General features: G+C 55.8%; 14 protein-coding genes. 5 read left to right on the top strand and 9 right to left on the bottom strand.

Annotation, left to right across the window (positions count from 1 at the left end; translation table 11 throughout):
* On the top strand, positions 1-248 hold a 248-nt coding region (locus tag ABLQ08_RS26670), incomplete at its 5' end, for a hypothetical protein (protein ID WP_352948817.1).
* A gap of 510 nt (positions 249-758) precedes the next feature.
* Entirely contained in the window at positions 759-2435 is a 1677-nt protein-coding gene (locus ABLQ08_RS26665) for a methyl-accepting chemotaxis protein (protein ID WP_352948815.1), read from the top strand.
* 84 nt (positions 2436-2519) lie between these two features.
* Here the strand turns inward: ABLQ08_RS26665 and ABLQ08_RS26660 are convergent, their stop codons facing one another.
* The 6 genes from ABLQ08_RS26660 to ABLQ08_RS26635 form a co-directional block, all read right to left on the bottom strand.
* Positions 2520-3368 carry a carbon-nitrogen hydrolase family protein gene (locus tag ABLQ08_RS26660; protein ID WP_352948813.1) on the bottom strand — a complete coding sequence of 283 codons (849 nt, stop codon included), beginning with the start codon at positions 3366-3368 and terminating at the stop codon, positions 2520-2522.
* Positions 3369-4277, bottom strand: a complete 909-nt coding sequence (locus tag ABLQ08_RS26655) for a MurR/RpiR family transcriptional regulator (protein WP_352948811.1) — start codon at positions 4275-4277, stop codon at positions 3369-3371.
* A gap of 133 nt (positions 4278-4410) precedes the next feature.
* Entirely contained in the window at positions 4411-5703 is a 1293-nt protein-coding gene (locus ABLQ08_RS26650) for a TRAP transporter large permease (RefSeq protein ID WP_352948809.1), read from the bottom strand.
* Positions 5700-6254, bottom strand: coding sequence for a TRAP transporter small permease (locus ABLQ08_RS26645; RefSeq protein WP_352948806.1), 555 nt, complete (start codon positions 6252-6254; stop codon positions 5700-5702). Before ABLQ08_RS26645 ends, ABLQ08_RS26650 begins: the two co-directional genes overlap by 4 nt.
* Positions 6255-6319: 65 nt before the next feature.
* Entirely contained in the window at positions 6320-7333 is a 1014-nt protein-coding gene (gene dctP / locus ABLQ08_RS26640; protein ID WP_352948803.1) for a TRAP transporter substrate-binding protein DctP, read from the bottom strand.
* 359 nt (positions 7334-7692) lie between these two features.
* A complete protein-coding gene (locus tag ABLQ08_RS26635) occupies positions 7693-8592 on the bottom strand; it encodes a MurR/RpiR family transcriptional regulator (protein WP_352948800.1) in 900 nt (299 codons plus the stop codon).
* 109 nt (positions 8593-8701) lie between these two features.
* On the opposite strand from ABLQ08_RS26635, the gene ABLQ08_RS26630 reads away from it, so the two are divergent.
* From ABLQ08_RS26630 to ABLQ08_RS26620, 3 genes are read left to right on the top strand one after another with little or no spacing between them, the layout of a single operon-like run.
* The gene (locus ABLQ08_RS26630) at positions 8702-9484 is read left to right on the top strand and encodes an enoyl-CoA hydratase/isomerase family protein (RefSeq protein ID WP_352948796.1); all 783 of its coding nucleotides are present in this window, start codon (positions 8702-8704) and stop codon (positions 9482-9484) included.
* Positions 9485-9504: 20 nt separating this feature from the next.
* Positions 9505-11649 carry an acetate--CoA ligase family protein gene (locus tag ABLQ08_RS26625; protein WP_352948793.1) on the top strand — a complete coding sequence of 715 codons (2145 nt, stop codon included), beginning with the start codon at positions 9505-9507 and terminating at the stop codon, positions 11647-11649.
* Between the two features lies 1 nt (position 11650).
* On the top strand, positions 11651-12451 hold the full coding sequence (locus ABLQ08_RS26620) for a crotonase/enoyl-CoA hydratase family protein (protein WP_352948790.1): 801 nt from the start codon (positions 11651-11653) through the stop codon (positions 12449-12451).
* A 72-nt stretch (positions 12452-12523) separates the two neighbouring features.
* Here ABLQ08_RS26620 and ABLQ08_RS26615 read toward each other — a convergent pair whose 3' ends face one another.
* Genes ABLQ08_RS26615 through ABLQ08_RS26605 form a run of 3 tightly spaced genes read right to left on the bottom strand, consistent with a single transcriptional unit; the run spans position 12524 to position 17308 of the window.
* Positions 12524-14032, bottom strand: coding sequence for a SpoVR family protein (locus ABLQ08_RS26615; RefSeq protein WP_352948788.1), 1509 nt, complete (start codon positions 14030-14032; stop codon positions 12524-12526).
* On the bottom strand, positions 14025-15347 hold the full coding sequence (locus ABLQ08_RS26610; RefSeq protein WP_352948785.1) for a YeaH/YhbH family protein: 1323 nt from the start codon (positions 15345-15347) through the stop codon (positions 14025-14027). Before ABLQ08_RS26610 ends, ABLQ08_RS26615 begins: the two co-directional genes overlap by 8 nt.
* Before the next feature lie 23 nt (positions 15348-15370).
* On the bottom strand, positions 15371-17308 hold the full coding sequence (locus ABLQ08_RS26605) for a PrkA family serine protein kinase (protein ID WP_352948783.1): 1938 nt from the start codon (positions 17306-17308) through the stop codon (positions 15371-15373).
* Between the last annotated feature and the right edge of the window lie 4 nt (positions 17309-17312).

The raw sequence follows: 17312 nt of genomic DNA, 5'->3' as shown, positions 1-17312 counted from the left end.
CACGAAGCGCAATCGAGCAACGCGAACATAAAAGCCCCCTCACGAAACCAAATTACAAAAAAAGCCCGCATGGTGAAAACCAGCGGGCTTTTTGGCGTTCAAAACTAAAAACACACATCAACACCACAGCCAGAACGGTCTGCCTCAACGGCAGACGTAACCGTACTCCCAACCCAGAAACTCGTCAGGATCAGAAAAAGAAGGCAATGCCTTGTGTGAGCTGCATCCGTGAAACTATTTCAGAATAGAATAGAATAGAATAGAATAGAATAGAATGCACGTATAACGAGGAAAATACGAAGAAAGCTACTTAATACAACATAAACAATTTGCACCAATTATGCAACTCATCTTCAAATCGGAATGGGTGGCAAATTGTGACCGGACGAACGTCTCCTGCGCAAGAAAACAACACAGATAAAACATTGACCAAGTCGCAGAAAGTCTTCGAATTTCTGTCAATCAGGGCAAGTATCGGCCTGTTTTGTTTTCTGGCAATTGCCAGTCTCCTGTGCATCGTCGTAGTTTCGCAGACAGGAAACCAAGAAGTATCGACGGCCTTCCGAGAAAATCAACGATACGTCGCCGCGATTGCCGCTTCCTTTGAATCTCGGGAAACACGCGACTCTCTGACTTCTGCAGTAAAGAGCCTTAAGGTTTCTGCCTCTAAGGAATTCCAAGACTCAGCGCAAAAGAACATTGATTTTCTGCGGCGCAATCTGGAGCAGATCTCATCTGGCGCTTTTGCGAGCTCCGTTTTGACTTCTGCCGGCAGCGGTCTTGAAACACTCGACAGATTTCAAACTGAACTTGAAAGACTGCGTCAGCTCGCGTTCACTCTTGGGCTAGGGACATACGCAGATGATCCGGCGTCCCTTATCGCGTCCCTGAATACCGCTTCTGCGGACTTCTCCGAAGCAGCGGAAAATCTGAACAAGAATGGGCAGGCGATGGCCTTTGCCCGGATCATGGGTCAGGTACCAAAGCTCAGAACCGCAATTGAGCAGGTCATGACAACAGGGGATGCCGCGTTGCTCGAAGGAGTAACTGCACGTTTCAGTGCTGTTGCCCGAGCGATTGAGAAAGCCAAACTGGAAAATGCTCTGTCTGATCCACTGTCGACTTCTCTTCAGGCCTACGAGGTGACTTTCGCATCATGGGTTGATGCGGATGCGGCATTCGGCCAGCAAATGGACGCCATTCTGCAAACTTCGCAATCGCTGGACTCGGATCTTCTGGCGATGAGAGAAGAACTCTCCTCCGGAGCAACCATTGAGGCCAGCCGTCTCGAGCAGGTACGAGCCTCCACCAATCAAAAGCTTTTGGCGATCATGGCCGGTGTTGGAGTGCTCATAGTTTCCTATGGTGTCCTGCTTCTTTTTTCCGTAGTGCGCCCGTTAAACCGTGTTCGCTCTGCGGTACATGAGCTGTCGAGTGGAAATCTTGAAGTCGACCTCGATGCGCTGCCACGCAATCATGAACTCGGTGCGATTTCCAACGCTCTGACCGTCTTCAAGGTCAACGCCACGGAACGCGCGGAAATAGAGAACCTGCGCACGCTCGAGAGGCAGAAGGCAGACGAGGCCAAGCGTCTTGAAATGAACAGACTTGCCGACCTTTTTGAGGAAAATGTCAATTCTCTGGCACATGAAATTACTCATTCCGCCAACCACATGCGTGATCTTGCGTCTCAATCTGCCGAGGGCTCCGTTGCAACGAAGGATAAAGTCCGAGTGGCCCTGGACGCCGCGGAAACGTCGGGACACCTGGTCAATGCTGTTGCGAGCGCTGCGGAAGAGCTGAACGCGTCTTTCAAGACCGTGAACGAGCAGATTGTTCAAACAAGAGACGCTTCCAAGGCTGCTGTATCCGACGCGATCGTCGCATCAAACAAGATTGCCGACCTTTCGGTTTCAGTGGAGGAGATCAACAGCGTCCTGGTGTTGATTCAGGATGTTGCTGAACAGACCAACCTGCTTGCTCTCAACGCGACCATCGAAGCAGCCCGTGCAGGCGAAGCCGGGAAGGGGTTCGCTGTTGTTGCCGCGGAAGTCAAGGGACTGGCAAATCAGACGTCTTCGGCCACGACGGAAATCAGCAACAAGATTTCCAACATATCAAGCTCGACGACGGACGCTGTTCAGGTCATTGATCAGATTCAGGCTCAAATCCAGACAGTCGAAGAATACGCCAACTCCGTCACCGCCTCCATTGAAGAGCAATGGAAGGCCACCAATGAGATCGCGGAAAATGCCGAAACTGCTTCCGCAAACGTGACCAGCATCAGCTCGGATCTCGGTGAGGTAGGATCCGTGGCCGAGACCGGCATCTCAGCGTCAAGCGGTGTCTTGAGCTCGGCAAACACTCTTGTCGAACATTCTGGCAGGCTGGAAACGCAGATGGCGAACTTCGTCGGCCAGGTCCGCGCGGGATAGTCTGGTCCCGACTGAACCGCGGCATACCACAAAAAAAGACCCCGCTCGGTTGTTCCGGCGGGGTTTTCAGGTGGGGCCGGGGAGCTAGGCCTTCATCAGGTCTATCCGATAGTGCTCCAACCGGTCCTTGAGGAAAGTATAGTCGCTTCGTGCCTTCTTCAGTGTTGCTCTGTCGATGGTGATGAGCCGGAAATCCTCCTCGGTTTCGGCAAACGAAAGCGGCGGCGTTTTCTCATCCTGCCAGGGCAGGCAGAACAGAGAATTTCCGTAGGTGTCTCCTGCTCTGTTGAGGGACAGGAAGAAAACCTGGTTCTCAAGCGCTCTGGCAACGGCGAAGGCATGCCAGGTATGAAAGCTCTCATCGCGGTAGTAGGCGCCGCAATGCAGGATGACATCCACATTCTGGTCAACCACTAATGTTCGTGAAAGTTCCGGAATGCGAATATCGTAGCAAATGATGGGAGCCAATCGGAAGCTGTTGATTTCAAAGGCGAAAAGGTGGTTTCCGCGATTGAAGTATTCCTTTTCCATCGAGGCACCGTACTGCGCCAGGTGCAGCTTGTCGTAATAGCCTTTCAGGGTGCCGTCCGGCCCGACCACTCCGACGCTGATAAAAGGCCCGTCCTTGTCTGCTCTGGGAAAACCATAGGAAACGTGCACGCCGAATTCCCGCGCCAGTTCCCGCCAGGCCTGAAACGACGAACCGTCGAGAGGTTCGGCCAGTTCGTCCAGACAGGAAAAGGTTTCGCGCGAATAATCGATGCTTGAAAGTTCAGGCAGAACCACAAGATCGACTGCGGACTCCGATGCCAGCCGGGTTCTGACCTTGGCGACGGAATCCTCCAGATGAGCATCCCGTTCCGCCACTGTTTTCATCGGGGGAATGCTGATCTGGCAGGCCAGAAGCGAAAGGGTCTCGTTGGCACTCATCATTCAGGCTTTCTTGTTCTTCCAATATTCGTTCATCCGCATTCTGTCCGCCTCGATCCGTTCAATCCGCTCGACCACATCGCTGGATTGCCCAATGGTGAAGAAGCCGATCAGCGCCTCGATCAGCACTGTGGTGCCGACATAGGATTCAAAGAACAGCGGGCTGCGATTTGGCCCCAGAAGCACGTAGTCCGCCTCGAATGCGATGGGGGAGGCGGGGCTGTCGGTGATGGCAACGACCTTGGCGCCGCGCTCGCGGGCGATGATCGCCAGTTCGATCGAGGCACGGGCGCAGGGCTGCTGACTGATGGAGATCATCACGTCGCCTTCACCGATATCGGCGACCGGATCGGCAAATACCCCGCCTTCACCACGCACCAGACGAATTTTTCCGCTCGCCATGCCACCGATATAGTGGGTGTATGCGGAAAAGCTCGCCGAAGCCTGCATGCCTACGACAAAGATCTGCCGGCTATCGTTCAATACATGGGCAACACTGGCGAAATAGACCGGGTCTATGGAATCGAAGATCGCGCTTACATTGGCGATGGTCGATGCCCGGAACTCTTCCCAGACCTCGCGCTTGCTGGTGTCTCCACCGGTCTTCTGCAAGCTCTCGGCGCGCAGGTGATATTCCTTGATATCGTTCTGCTGCACCTGCTTGCGATAAATCTCGCGCAGTTCACCATAGGTTTCATAGCCGAGTGCCTTGGCCAGGCGTGCAAAGTTCGGCAGCGAGACACCGGCGCTGGAGGCGACCTGGCGCATCGACAGCGTTGCGATGTCGCCCGGATGTTCCAGCATATAGGTCGCAGCTACCTTCAGGGCGCGCGGCAAACCTGGAAACACTTCCTTCAAACGTTCGCTGACACTGAGATACGTGTTCATGTCGGTCGACTTTTCCTGTGGCAAACGAGCCTCCCTGCCTGATTTCCGGGGCGCTGATCTGATCATTCGTTACACCCAAGAGCAACAGTTTTTACATTTGCAACAACCGCCGCGGTGGCATTCCTTGAACGATGGCGATGCACCTCCGGTAATTGCGTTATCGGCTCAACAACAGATCGGGCAGCCAGAGTGACAGCGCCGGAACGAAGGTGGTTACGGCCAGGGTCGGTAGCCAGGCGCAGAAGATGAACAGGAAAGTCGGGCCGAGCATCTTGCTCACCGGTGTGTTGGTGACTTGTGCGCCGAGATAAAGCAGCGGTGCCGTGGGTGGGGTCACGTTGGCCATGCCCAGGTTCACTCCCAGGATCGCGGCAAAGTGGATCGGATCGACGCCGACGCTCTGAACGATCGGAAGCAGCAGCGGGGTCGATAGAAGCAGACCCGAAATGTCGTCCATCAGCATGCCGATCAGAATCATCACCAGGTTGACCATGAGAAGGATGATGATCGGGTTCTCAGAGACGGAAAACACCAACTCGCGCGCAATTGTGGGAATATCTTCAAAGATCAGGAAGCGGCTGACGATCAGCACCATGAAGATCATGGTCATGACAACACCGATGGTGATACCGGCATTTGACAGCGTGCTGATCAGGCTGCGCCAGGTGAGCCCCCTGTAGACATAGATCGCGATGGGGATCGAATAGACCACGGCAACACCCGCAGCCTCGGTTGGCGTCATGATGCCACCATAGATCCCGCCAAGGATGATCAGCGGCATGAAGAGTGCCGGCATGGCCTGGCGGGTTTGCAGCTTGAATTCGGGCACGAAGTCTTTGGGGCGTTCCGTGACCCTGATGTCCTTGTATTTGCGCAGTGCGAACTGGTTGGTAACGATCAGCAGAATGATCAGGATGATTCCGGGAATTACGGTCGACAGAAACGCCTTGAGCACCGATTGCTGGGCGACCCAGGCATAAAGAATGTGCGACGAACTTGGTGGTATCAGCAGACCCAGGGGACTGGCACTTACGATCAGGGCTGCGGACAGTCCCTCCGGGTAATTGGCCTTGCGCAAATGAGGCATCATGATGCCGCCGATGCAGGTCAGCGTTGCGTTCGCGCTGCCCGAAATCGAACCGAAGATCCCGCTGGCAACGACGGCAGCAGCTGAAAGGCCACCCTTGATGTGGCCGATGAAAAGTTCGGCCAGGGCAACCAGGGGCGCTGCGATCTTGCCCTTTTCCATAATGGCTCCGGCAATCATGAACAGGGGGATCGCCAGGAGAACCAGAGTGTTCATCTTCCAGTAGCCGGCAGGAAGATAACCGGTGATGTCATGTCCCCCGGTGAGGGCAAGGAACAGGAGAACGGCGCCGAAGGCGATGTAGACACTGACCCCGAGCAGCAGCAGGCCGCAGATGATGAGAATGCTTCCGAAGATGATCATTGTTCGGTCTCCGGATGTGCAGCTTCAAATCCCCTGGGGCCGTCGATGAGATGGAACACCATGTAGATTGCATTGAAGAGGGTCATGAAGAAAAAGCCGACCAGGATCGCAGCGCGCGGAAAGACCGCCGGAATCTTGAGCGCGGTGGTCGTTTCCCACAGCGGATATGCAATGATCTCGCTCTCCACAGCCAGGTAGCACCAGTAGACAATGTAGAGGCCGATCATCAGTTCGATGATGTAGACGAGCAGACCACGCCACCAGGCCAGCCTGGACCTGCCCAGAACGACACCGAGAATGTCGGCATTGACGTGTGATTTCTTTTCCGCCGCAAGCGCAGCACCAAAGAAGAAAGTCCAGAAACTGATTGCCAGCAGCCATTCTTCATAGGCAAAGAGGTTGCCGGAAAAACCGTATCGGATGATGACGACCGCACAGAACGTGAGGGCCATCAACAAGCCGCCGGCGGCGACGAAGAGGCGCATGAAGTTGACGACCGCTCTCAAGGGGCGCGCAGCGGCTGGCGGCAGTCTGTCCACGATTTCGGTCATTCGCCCCTCCCAAAGGCTGCAGACGAGGATGGCCGGCAACAAGGGTCGCCGGCCAGTTCGCCCGATTACTCGGCGGTCAGGCGATCCAGCGTATCCTGACCGACGGTTTCAACCATAGTCGGCCAGATGTTTTCACGAACCCACGCAGCCATTTCAGCCTGCTCTTCGTCGTTGAGGGCCAGGATCTCGTAACCCTTTTCCTCAAGCTTCTTGCCGAACTCCGCATCGTTTGCGCGGTTGTAGGCGAAGAAGTCGTCGGAAGCCTTTGTAAAGGCGGCTTGTACGACAGCGCGTTGCTCGTCGTTAAGTTTGGCCCAGGTTTTTTCCGACGCGTAGTAGGAAGTCAGCTCGGAAACCGAATTGTACTGGACGTAGTAGTTTCCGACATCGGATTGCGCGAAGATGGAGTAGGTCGCCGACTTGGTGCAGCAGATTGCGCCGTCCACGATCCCGGACTGCAGGGCAGGGAAAATATCACCCCAGGCCATGGTGGTGGCCTGATAGCCCATGCCTTCCACCATCGACTTGATCACGTTTGACGACCAGACGCGAATGTTCATTTCCTTTGCGCCGAGTGTGTTCCAGTTCTCCGGTTTCTTGTTGGCCACAATCCCGGTGAACCCTTCAGGATTGTTGGCCAGAAGGCGAAGCCCCAATTCATTCAGGCGTTCCTGCAGGATCTGGTTGAACGGTGAGTCCATGTTGCGCATCACGCTGTCCATCTCGTCGAAATTGTTGACGAGGAACGGCATCGACAGGAACTCCAGGCGTGGATCCTTGTGCGAATAGATGAAGGCAGCGGTGAAGTCGATATTGCCGCGAATTGTGTCTTCCATCAGAGCTTCGCCGGACCCAAGCTGGTTGGCCGGGAAGATCGACATTTTCAGCCCGACATCGGCCGCTTCGATGTCCGCCTTGATCTGTTCCATCATCTTGGTGCCCGGATGATCGACCGGGAAGGTTCCGGCAAATTTCAGGCGCATGTCAGCGGCTGTCGCCGCACTCATCGCAGACACCGTCAGGGCGCCAGCCAGGGTGACTTGGGCGAGAACTTTTCCAAATTTCAGTGACTTGAGCATGATTTCCTCCCTTGCTCAGGCTCGTCGTGACCGGTGCCGAGGGGCAGCGGCGCAAGGACCTCACCGCGATCTGGCCGCTCTGGCACCGTGCGTGTGATTAGCTTGAGCTAACGGCAAAAATATAACAAATGCAACTCTTTTGTTAAAAACTGTTACATTTGATAAAAGTCAAGTCTGACGATATACCGAAATTGACCGGTCCCGAATGCCGGAAATCAGGCGAACGGAACCGTGTTACACGATGGCAAGCGAGAAGCAAAAAGACAGTGATTTCAATGCCGATACATCAAGCGCCAGCCTAAATTGAAAAACTCCGTCAGGTGATGGCCGGAACCACTTCATGCAATTTGGAATGGAAACTACTTTTTGCGCAATTTCGGCAGTTTTGCCTGCCAGTATGCGCCGAAATCTTCCCGCAGCGCTTCGTAACTGGCAATACGGGCCTGAGCTTCGTCTCCGCCGCGGCCCACAAGATGGTAAAGCAGGCACTCAAGGACGACCATAGCGCCGGAAAAGCAGCTGAAATGGTGCAGGGAATTCAGCGAAACCTTCAGGAAGAGGTCGGCGTCGATATTGGGTGCGATGAGTTCTGAATCGGAGATCAGGATGACACGCGTTCCGTTTCGTTTTGCCAGTCTGAGAGCGCTGATCGTATCGGCGCTGTAAGGAGGAAACGTAATTGCCAGGAGAACGTCCTCCTCGCCGACCGAAATCATTTCATCGACCGGACTGCCCATGTGCCGGGGAATGAGATGCAGGTTCGGCAGTGCCATGCGCCCGACATAGTGAAAGTAATAGGCCAGCGCATAGCTGGCGCGTGTCGCGGTCACATAAGCACTGCGAGCCCCCTTGAGCATGTTCACCGCCGTTTCCGTTTTCTCAACGGAGAGAAGACGCAGCGACTGTTTGACGATATCGATTTCGTTGCGAACAGTTCGGGCGTGAGATTTTCCGAATTCACCGCTATCGGACAAGCGGTCGATCCAGCTGTCTCCACCGGCTGTGTCATATTGTTCGACCAGTGAAATTCGGAAAGGTTCTCGCAGGTCCTCATAACTCGCAAACCCAAGATGATTTGCAAGGCGGACCAGGGAATTTGCACTGATACCGATCTTGTCCGCCGTAACCCGTATCGTGTCGAGACCGAAGTCGTTCGCGTGGTCGATAATGTATTTCGCGGCGAGCTGCAGGCGCGGCGGCAGGGAATCAACCTCCCTCAGCAATTGCTTGCAGATTTCGTTTCTTTGATTGGATGACATAACCGCTTTCCGTCCTCAGATGAAAAAGAACATTTGTTCTTAATTTTCCATATTGAGAATATTTGTGCCCCCTGCGCATGTCACGCCCGAATTTTCAAAGGAGGGCGTCATGCCGTACCAGACCATCATCTATCGCAGGAACGGACCGGTTGCCGAGATCCGTTTCAATCGGCCCCACCGGCTGAACGCGGTTGTATCCGAACTCTATGCCGAAACCATCGATGCCTTGAACGAGGCCGCAAATGATGCCGAAGTCCGCTGTGTCGTTCTGACGGGCGAGGGGCGCGCCTTCTGTGTCGGGGCTGATCTTAAGGAGCATGGCGCGGGAACACGAACCGAACTGGAAAAACTGCAATATCTGCAGCTTGGAAACGATGTCTGCGAAGCAATCTACAAGCATTCCAAGGTCATCATCGCAGCTGTCAACGGTTATGCCCTGGGTGCGGGAGCGGAAATGTCCTGCTCGGCCGATTTCATCCTGATGAGGCAAAGCGCGCAGATAGGGTTTCCCGAGATTTCCATCGGAACCCATGTGGGCGGTGGTGTCACCGAGATCCTGCCGCGGCTGGTTGGCTTGGCAAAAGCGCGAGAACTGATTTTCACGGGGCGACGGATCGATGGTGCGGAAGCCGCCGATATCGGCCTCGCGACCAGGGTTTTTGCCGATGACGAATTCGATGCCGGCGTTGCTGCCTTTGCAGCCGAAATCGGATCAAAAGCGCCTTACTCCATACGTTTTGCCAAGGAGAACCTGAACCACGCGCAACGCGACCTCGCCTCGCGCCTGATCACTGAACTGGATGCGCTGCGCACCTGCATGTTGACCGAAGACTGGCAGGAAGGTGTCACCGCCTTTGCTGAAAAGCGGGCACCGGTTTTCAAGGGCAGATAACAGGGCAGGACTTTGAGCTCATGAGCAACGCACTCAACAGCATTTTCAAGGCGCAATCCATCGCCATCGTCGGGGCTTCGAACGATCCTTCGAAACGCGGTCATCAGGCAATCCGCAAACTGCGTGCGGACGGCTACGAGGGCCGGATCTACCCGATCAATCCGAAGGCGTCTGAAATCCTTGGATTGAAGGCTTACGCGTCCGTCCTGGACGTATCGGATCGGGTCGACGTGGTTCTCGTCTGCACGCCGGCAAAGACATTGCCGACCATTCTGGAGCAATGTGGAAACAAAGGCATTCCCGGTGCGGTGGTGCTGGCAGCAGGCTTTTCCGAAATCGGTGCCGAAGGCGAGGTCATCGCCCAGGCCGCCCTGGCGGCCGCGCGCAAGCACAATGTGCGCGTTGTCGGGCCGAACACCAACGGTGTGTTCAACCTCCATAACAAGATGAACATGGTTGGTGTGCAGGACGTGGAACCGGGAAATATCGGCATTTGTTCCCAGTCGGGAAACATGATGCTTGCCTTTGTCACAGAAGCAAAACGCCGGGGCGGTGTCGGTTTTTCCTCCTATATCGGTGTTGGCAACCAGCTGGATGTGAATCTGGCCGAGTATCTTCGATACTTTGGTGATGATGACGATACCAAGGCGCCGGTCTTTTACGTCGAGGGTTTTCAGGACGGTCGCGCGTTTTTGGAAACGTGCCGGGAGGTCACGCAGAAAAAACCTGTTGTGGTTTACAAGTCAGGCCGTACCGAAGCCGGACAGGTTGCGGCGAGTTCTCATACCGGGTCCCTGGCTTCCAGCTTCGACCTGACCCGGGGCCTCTTGCGGCAGGCGGGAGCAACCGTCGTCGAGCAATCGGACAAGATCCTGTCGATTGCCGAAGGGCTCTCCAAACTGGCCGTTCCGCAAGGAGGCCGGGTCGCCATCCTCGCAGACGGTGGGGGCCACGCAACCGTGACCGTTGATGCCCTCGTCGATGCCGGTGTCGAAATTGCTAATTTGTCCGCGGAAACAATTGAAAAGCTGCAGGGTGCGCTGCCTGCGGCAGCATCCTGCATCAATCCGGTGGATGTTGCCGGCGGCACCGATGACGATCCATCGGTCAGCGCTGCATGTGCGGAGATTCTTCTGGCTGATGAGAATGTCGATATCCTGATGATCATCGGCATGTATGGAGGATTTGCCGCCCGTTTCAATCCGGCGCTGCTGGACGCGGAAATCGAAACCTCCCAGCGACTGGCGGCTTTGCCCGAAAAATATGGCAAGCCTCTGATCGTGCAGAGTGTCTACAACACCCTGCGTCCGAAACCCATCGAGGTGCTGAAGGACGCTGGCGTCCCGGTCTTCGTCTGGTCTGAACCCGCCGTGCGTTGTGTCGCGGAACTGATTGATTACGCCCGGGCCCGGAGCAGAAACGCGTCATCTCCTCTGGTGGTTCCTGATGGCCCGACTGCGGGTGGTTCTGAAATCCTGTCGAAGGTCAGGGGCTCCCAAAGGGACGCCTTTTATGAACACGAAGCAAAGGATCTCCTGGCGGCCTACGATGTCGCTGTCCCCGGACAGATGCTCGCCCGCAGCGAGGAAGAATTGGTTCGGGTCTCAGGTGAGCTTGGCGATGGGCCGATGGCGATGAAAATCGTCAGCAAGGACATTTTGCACAAATCGGATGCGGGCGGCGTGAAGCTCAAGCTTTCGGGAGAAAACGCACTACGCCAGGCGTATCGGGAAATCGTCGCCAACGCGTGCACTTACGATCCGGACGCCGACCTGCATGGGGTTCTGGTCTCGCCGATGGCGCAATCCGGTGTCGAAATTATCATCGGCGTTGTACACGATCCCATGTTCGGCCCGGTCATGATGTTTGGTCTTGGTGGAATATTCGTGGAAGTGCTGAAGGACGTCTCCTTCCGGGCCCTGCCGATGAGCCGGGCGGACGCCGAGGAGATGATCGGTGAAATCCAGTCCAGCAAGATCCTGGACGGGGTGCGTGGCGGATTGCCTGTCGACAAGCACGCGCTGACCGATTTGATGATGAAGGTTTCCCAACTGGCGCTTGCCCATCCGGAAATCAAGGAAATCGACCTGAACCCGGTTATTCTGCGGTCCGATGGCTACGAAGTCGTCGACGCACGCATGATCCTGAACTCGAAAGGCCACTGACATGACCGACAAGCTGCTGTTCACTCAGGAGGGTCATGTGGTGACCCTGACCCTGAACATGCCCGAAACCCGCAATGCGCTGACCGATGCTGACCTCTGCGAGGCGCTCGTCGATGCACTGCGAAGGATCAACGCGGACCAGTCCGTGCGATGCGCCATTCTGACCGGAGCGGGTAAGGCGTTTTCGTCCGGTGGCAACCTCAAGCACATGCAGGAAAAGTCATCGATCTTCGGAGGTGATGCCATTGATGCCAAGGACCGGTACCGTGAAGGAATTCAACGTGTCGCGCGATCCGTCTGGGAATGTGAAGTGCCTTTGATCGCGGCCGTCAACGGCCCCGCCTACGGTGCCGGATGCGACATGACCTGCATGTGCGATATCCGTATCGCGTCTTCCCGCGCAACGTTTGCCGAGAACTTCGTTCGTGTCGGCTTGATTTCAGGCGATGGCGGCGCCTGGTTGCTGCCGCGCCAGGTCGGTCTTTCGCGAGCAGCGGAAATGACCTTCACGGGAGACCCGGTGGATGCCGAAACGGCGCTTTCCTGGGGGCTGGTGTCGAAGGTGACCGAACCTGATGAACTGTTGCCCGAAGCAAACGGGCTGGCATCAAGAATTGCACAGAACCCTCCACGCCAGCTGCGCATGGCCAAGCGGCTGTTGCGGGAAGGTCTGAACACCCGGTTCGACAGTCTTCTGCAGTTGGCCGCAGCTTATCAGGGAGCCTGCCATCAGACAGAGGATCACTCCGAAGCGGTGAATGCGTTGCTGGAAAAGCGCCAGCCTCAGTTCATCGGGCGTTGACGAATATCACGACTGACACCGGGTCTGAGGCCCGGTGTCAGTGCACCTTCGACAAGTCAGGTTGAAACCAGATCAGGTGCTCGAGTTCACTTCTCGCAATTCGACCTTGTATCCCCACAGCTGTTCGACATAGTGCAGCGTTGCTTCTTTGCTGTCTGAATCCAGAGAAACGCCGTTGCGCCGAACGGCCTGCAGGTGCAGGCAGCGGTCTCCCCGCAGGTCGGCATCGACGATCTGGATGTCTGGCTCCATGTTGGAGAGATCGTGATTGCGGGCAAGCACGTCGCGCAGATGACGATAGCCGTTATCGTTGTGGATGCCCGTGATGGTGCAGTAGGAGGCACTTGCTTCATCAGCCAGAGCGAACATCCGGAAGCGCCGCATGACCGTCGGCGACAGGAACTGCTGGATAAAGCTCTCGTCCCGATAATTCTTCCACGCATGTTTCAGGACGTTGCGCCAATCTCCCGATCCTGCGATGTCGGGAAACCATTCCCTGTCCTCGTCTGTCGGCTCTTCGCACACGCGCTTGATGTCCTGCATCATGGCAAATCCCAATGCATAGGGATTGATCCCACCATAGCGCGGGTCATCGAAACCCGGTTGAGTCAGCACGTTGGAGTGACTGTGCAGGATCTCAAGCATGGCGCCGTCCGTCAGGCGGCCTTCTGCGTAGAGCGCGTTCAAAATGTAGTAATGGACGAAGCAGGCGCAGCCTTCGTTCATCACCTTGGTCTGCTTCTGCGGATAGAAATACTGACCTACATTTCGCACGATCCTGAGAATTTCACGCTGCCAGGATTGCAGGATGGGACTATAGAGCTCGAGGAAATAGAGAAGATTTTCTTCCGGTAGCTGCATCTCGCGTTTGCGTTCCAGCAGTGCAGCGTCGCCGTTTTTCTCGTCGCTTGGCTTGTCCAGAATTGTGTTCCAGAGATAGTGAACGTTCTTTTCTGCGGCGGCGAGCCGTTCCTGACGTTGTTCCTCCGCTTCCCGCAGTGACAGTTGGCGCGGGCGCCGATGCCGAAAGACGCCGAAGGGCATCAACGCATGTGCTGCGTCAAGCAGGGCCTCGACTTCATCCGCACCGTGCTTTTCTTCGCAGCCCGCGATGAACCGGCGTGCATATTCCAGATAGTCGAGAATGCCTTCCGCATCGGTCCATTGTTCGAACAGGTGATTGGACTTGAAGAAATGGTTATGGCCGAAGGCTGCATGCGCCATAACGAGCGCCTGAAGCGGCATGGTGTTTTCTTCCAGGCAATAGCTGATGCAGGGGTCGGAATTGATGACGATCTCGTAGGCCAGGCCGCGTGCGCCCTTCCGGTAAAGGCGTTCATGGCCGAGGAAATGCTTGCCGAATGACCAGTGATGATACATCAGCGGCATGCCGATGGAGGAATAGGCGTCGAGCATCTGCTCCGACGAAATGATTTCGATCTGGTTGGGGTAGGTGTCCAGCTCCAGATCTGTCCGGGACACGTGCTCAATCGCATCAAAGGTTCTGCGAAGCGTATCGAAATCCCAGTCGGCCTGATCGAACAGCGGGGTCGATTTGGAAGATTCGGCACGCCTATCCATGGTTCTTTCCTGCATGATCCTTTGCGAAGAGTTCGCGGAAGACGGGATAGATATCGGACGCCTTGGAAACGCGTTTCCTGGCAAAATTCGGCCAGATGTCAGAGACCTGGCGGTAGGACTCCCACAGTTCCATGCCGCTTGCTTCGCTGTTGATCAGTTGTGCCTCGTCCTCGTCGACAATCTCGACATAGGCAAAGTACTGGCAGATCTTCATCAGCTCCTCGTTGAGAAGCGATGCGCATTTTGACGAATCGCCGCTGAAGTTCTCCCCGTCGGAGGCCTGAGCGGCGTAGATGTTCCACTCGGACGGCGGATATCGTTCTTCGATGATCTCCTTCATCATGACGAGAGCGGTACTGACAACGGTCCCGCCGGTCTGGGGAGAATAGAAGAATGTTTCCTCATCCACTTCGGACGCGTCATGGGTATGGCGGATGAAGACGATGTCGGTTTTCTCATAGCGCCGGTCGAGGAACAGGTGCAGCAGCATGAAGAACCGTTTGGCCAGGTCCTTTTCCCGTTCGCCCATCGAAGCAGACACATCCATCAGGCAGAACATGACCGCGTTCGCATTCGGTTCGGGCTGCTGTTCGAAATAGTTGTAGCGCACGTCCAGCGGGTCGATATAGGCAACAACCCGGCGACGTCGCATGATCTGATCGCGTTTTGCCCTGAGGGCGATCAGCTCATCGATCTGTTCCTTGGTGGGGGAGGAAACCTGTTCAAGCAGCAGGATGCGCCTCAGCAGGTTCAGCGTTTCCTTGTCTTTAGGACGGCCCAAACCGATCCTGCGACCAAGCGAATTCCGCATTGTGCGCGCGACATTGATATTGGCCGGGGCACCCGTGGTCGAATAGCCGGCCCGCCGTGGATGGGTCTTTGTGATTTCCTTCAGGCTCTGCTTGATCAGGTCGGGCAGCTCGAGATCGTCAAAAAAGAAATCGAGAAACTCCTCGCGCGTGAGCGCAAACAGAAAGTCGTCCTCGCCTTCACCGTCGGGCGACCCCTGCTTTCCGGCACCGCCCGCGCCGCCCTGTGGCGGTTTTTCGATCTTGTCACCGGTCTGGAAGGTCTTGTTGCCGGTAAACACCTGTTCCCGCCGGCCGCTTTCCCGCGACTGCCTGAAAGTCGGCTCTGCGATGCCTTCGGTCGGTACGGAAACGTCCTTGCCGCGATCGACATCGGCAATGCCGCGTTCGCGCACAGCTTCCTCGACCGCCCTCTTGATCTGAGTGCGAACCCGTTTGAGAAACCGGCGCCTGTTGCTAAGGCTCTTGTCCTTCGGGTTCAACCGGCGGTCGACGAAGTGCGCCATCGTTCATTCGGCCTCCACGTATCTTACCCTGCCTTGTTGACGCGCATGTACCACTCAACCAGGCGCCTGACCTGACGCTTGGTGTAACCGTGCCCGGTCATGCGCTCGACGAACTCGTGATGCTTGGCGTCGGTCTTCTTGTCCCGTTTGGCGCCGAAGCTGATCACCGGCAACAGTTCCTCGACCTTGCCGAACATGCGTTTCTCAATGACCTGACGCAGTTTCTCATATCGCCGCCAGTCGGGATTCTGGCCATGATTCTCGGCACGTGCGCGCAGTACGAACTTGACGACCTCGTTGCGGAAGTCCTTGGGATTGGCAACGCCGGCAGGCTTTTCGATCTTTTCAAGTTCCTTTTCCAGAACTTCACGGTCGAAAATCTGACCCGTGTCCGGATCCTTGTAGTCCTGCTCCTCGATCCAGGCATCGGCATAGGCAATGTACCGGTCGAACAGGTTCTGGCCATAGTCCGTGTAGGACTCCAGATAGGCCTTCTGGATCTCATTGCCGATGAATTCGGCATAGTGTGGCGCAAGCTCGGTCTTGAGGAAATCGAGATACTTGCCCTCCATCTCCTTGTCGAACTGCTCCCGCCTGATGGCCTGTTCAAGCACATACATCAGGTGAACCGGATCAGCCGAAATCTCCTCGGTATCGTGGTTGAAGGTCTCCGACAGAACCTTGAACGCGAAGCGCGTGGAAATGCCGTTCATGCCTTCATCGACACCGGCCGCATCCCTGTATTCCTGCAGCGATTTCGCCTTCGGGTCGGCATCTTTCAGCATCTCGCCGTCATAAACCCGAAGCTTGGAATAAAGCGTCGAGTTTTCATGCTCATGAAGGCGTGTCAAAACGCTGAACCTTGCCAGAAGTGGTAGGGTTTCGGGCGCACACGGCGCGTTCGACAACGCACTTTCACTCAGCAGCTTTTCATAAATCTCAGCTTCGCCGGTGGCCCGCAGGCAATACGGCACCTTCACCACGCTGATACGGTCCAGGAACGCTTCGTTGTTCTTGTTGTTCTTGAACTGATGCCATTCGGATTCATTCGAATGCGCCAGAATCAGGCCACGATAGGGCAGGGCGCCGATGTTTTCGGTGCCGACGTATGACCCTTCCTGGGTCGCCGTCAAAAGTGGATGCAGCACCTTGATGGGTGCCTTGAACATCTCGACGAATTCCATCAGACCCTGCGTCGTCCGGTTGAGGGCGCCGGAGAAGCTGTAGGCGTCGGGATCGTTCTGGCTGAATTCCTCCAGCTTGCGGATATCGAGCTTGCCGACCAACGAGGAGACGTCCTGATTGTTCTCGTCGCCGGGCTCGGTCTTGGTTACGCCGATCTGCTGCAGCCGGGAGGGAAACAGCTTCACGATCGTGAATTTCGAGATGTCGCCATCAAATTCCTGCAGACGCTTTGCCGCCCATGGCGAAATCAGGCCTGACAAAAGCCTTCTGGGAACATTGTACTTGTCTTCAAGCAGATCGCCCATGCGCTCCGGACTGAAAAGACCGAGAGGCGACTCGTAGATCGGGCTTATCTGATGGCCTGCCTTGAGCACGTAAATCGGCTCCTGCTCCATCAATCGCTTGAGAATTTCAGCGATACTGGATTTGCCGCCACCGACCGGTCCGAGCAGATAGAGGATCTGCTTGCGTTCCTCGAGCCCCTGACTGGCATGCCTGAAGAAACCGACGATACGTTCTATCGTCGCTTCCATGCCGAAAAGGTTCTTGAACGGCGCGTATCGCTTGATTGTTCGATTCATGAAAATACGGCCAAGACGTTGGTCCTGACTCGTATCGATGACCTCGGGCTCTCCAATCGCGGCCATCATTCGCTCTGCCGCCGTGGCGCGCATGAGCGGGTCGTCCCTGCAACCCAGGAGGTAATCCTGGATTGAAAGCTCTTCCAGCTTCTTATTTTTGTAGTCTTCGGCGAACCGTGTGTAGATCTCCATCATTCGA

The sequence above is a fragment of the Roseibium sp. SCP14 genome, assembly GCF_040329475.1.
Classification (GTDB): Bacteria; Pseudomonadota; Alphaproteobacteria; order Rhizobiales; family Stappiaceae; genus Roseibium.
This window is presented reverse-complemented; position numbering and strand designations above follow the sequence as displayed.

What these genes read in the sequence shown, in the direction of transcription:
- ABLQ08_RS26610 (WP_352948785.1), bottom strand. Translation starts at nt 15,347, where the DNA reads ATGGCGCACTTCGTCGACCGCCGGTTGAACCCGAAGGACAAGAGCCTT.
- ABLQ08_RS26650 (WP_352948809.1), bottom strand. Translation starts at nt 5,703, where the DNA reads ATGATCATCTTCGGAAGCATTCTCATCATCTGCGGCCTGCTGCTGCTC.
- ABLQ08_RS26660 (WP_352948813.1), bottom strand. Translation starts at nt 3,368, where the DNA reads ATGATGAGTGCCAACGAGACCCTTTCGCTTCTGGCCTGCCAGATCAGC.
- ABLQ08_RS26605 (WP_352948783.1), bottom strand. Translation starts at nt 17,308, where the DNA reads ATGATGGAGATCTACACACGGTTCGCCGAAGACTACAAAAATAAGAAG.
- ABLQ08_RS26620 (WP_352948790.1), top strand. Translation starts at nt 11,651, where the DNA reads ATGACCGACAAGCTGCTGTTCACTCAGGAGGGTCATGTGGTGACCCTG.
- dctP (WP_352948803.1), bottom strand. Translation starts at nt 7,333, where the DNA reads ATGCTCAAGTCACTGAAATTTGGAAAAGTTCTCGCCCAAGTCACCCTG.
- ABLQ08_RS26645 (WP_352948806.1), bottom strand. Translation starts at nt 6,254, where the DNA reads ATGACCGAAATCGTGGACAGACTGCCGCCAGCCGCTGCGCGCCCCTTG.
- ABLQ08_RS26625 (WP_352948793.1), top strand. Translation starts at nt 9,505, where the DNA reads ATGAGCAACGCACTCAACAGCATTTTCAAGGCGCAATCCATCGCCATC.
- ABLQ08_RS26630 (WP_352948796.1), top strand. Translation starts at nt 8,702, where the DNA reads ATGCCGTACCAGACCATCATCTATCGCAGGAACGGACCGGTTGCCGAG.
- ABLQ08_RS26635 (WP_352948800.1), bottom strand. Translation starts at nt 8,592, where the DNA reads ATGTCATCCAATCAAAGAAACGAAATCTGCAAGCAATTGCTGAGGGAG.
- ABLQ08_RS26615 (WP_352948788.1), bottom strand. Translation starts at nt 14,032, where the DNA reads ATGGATAGGCGTGCCGAATCTTCCAAATCGACCCCGCTGTTCGATCAG.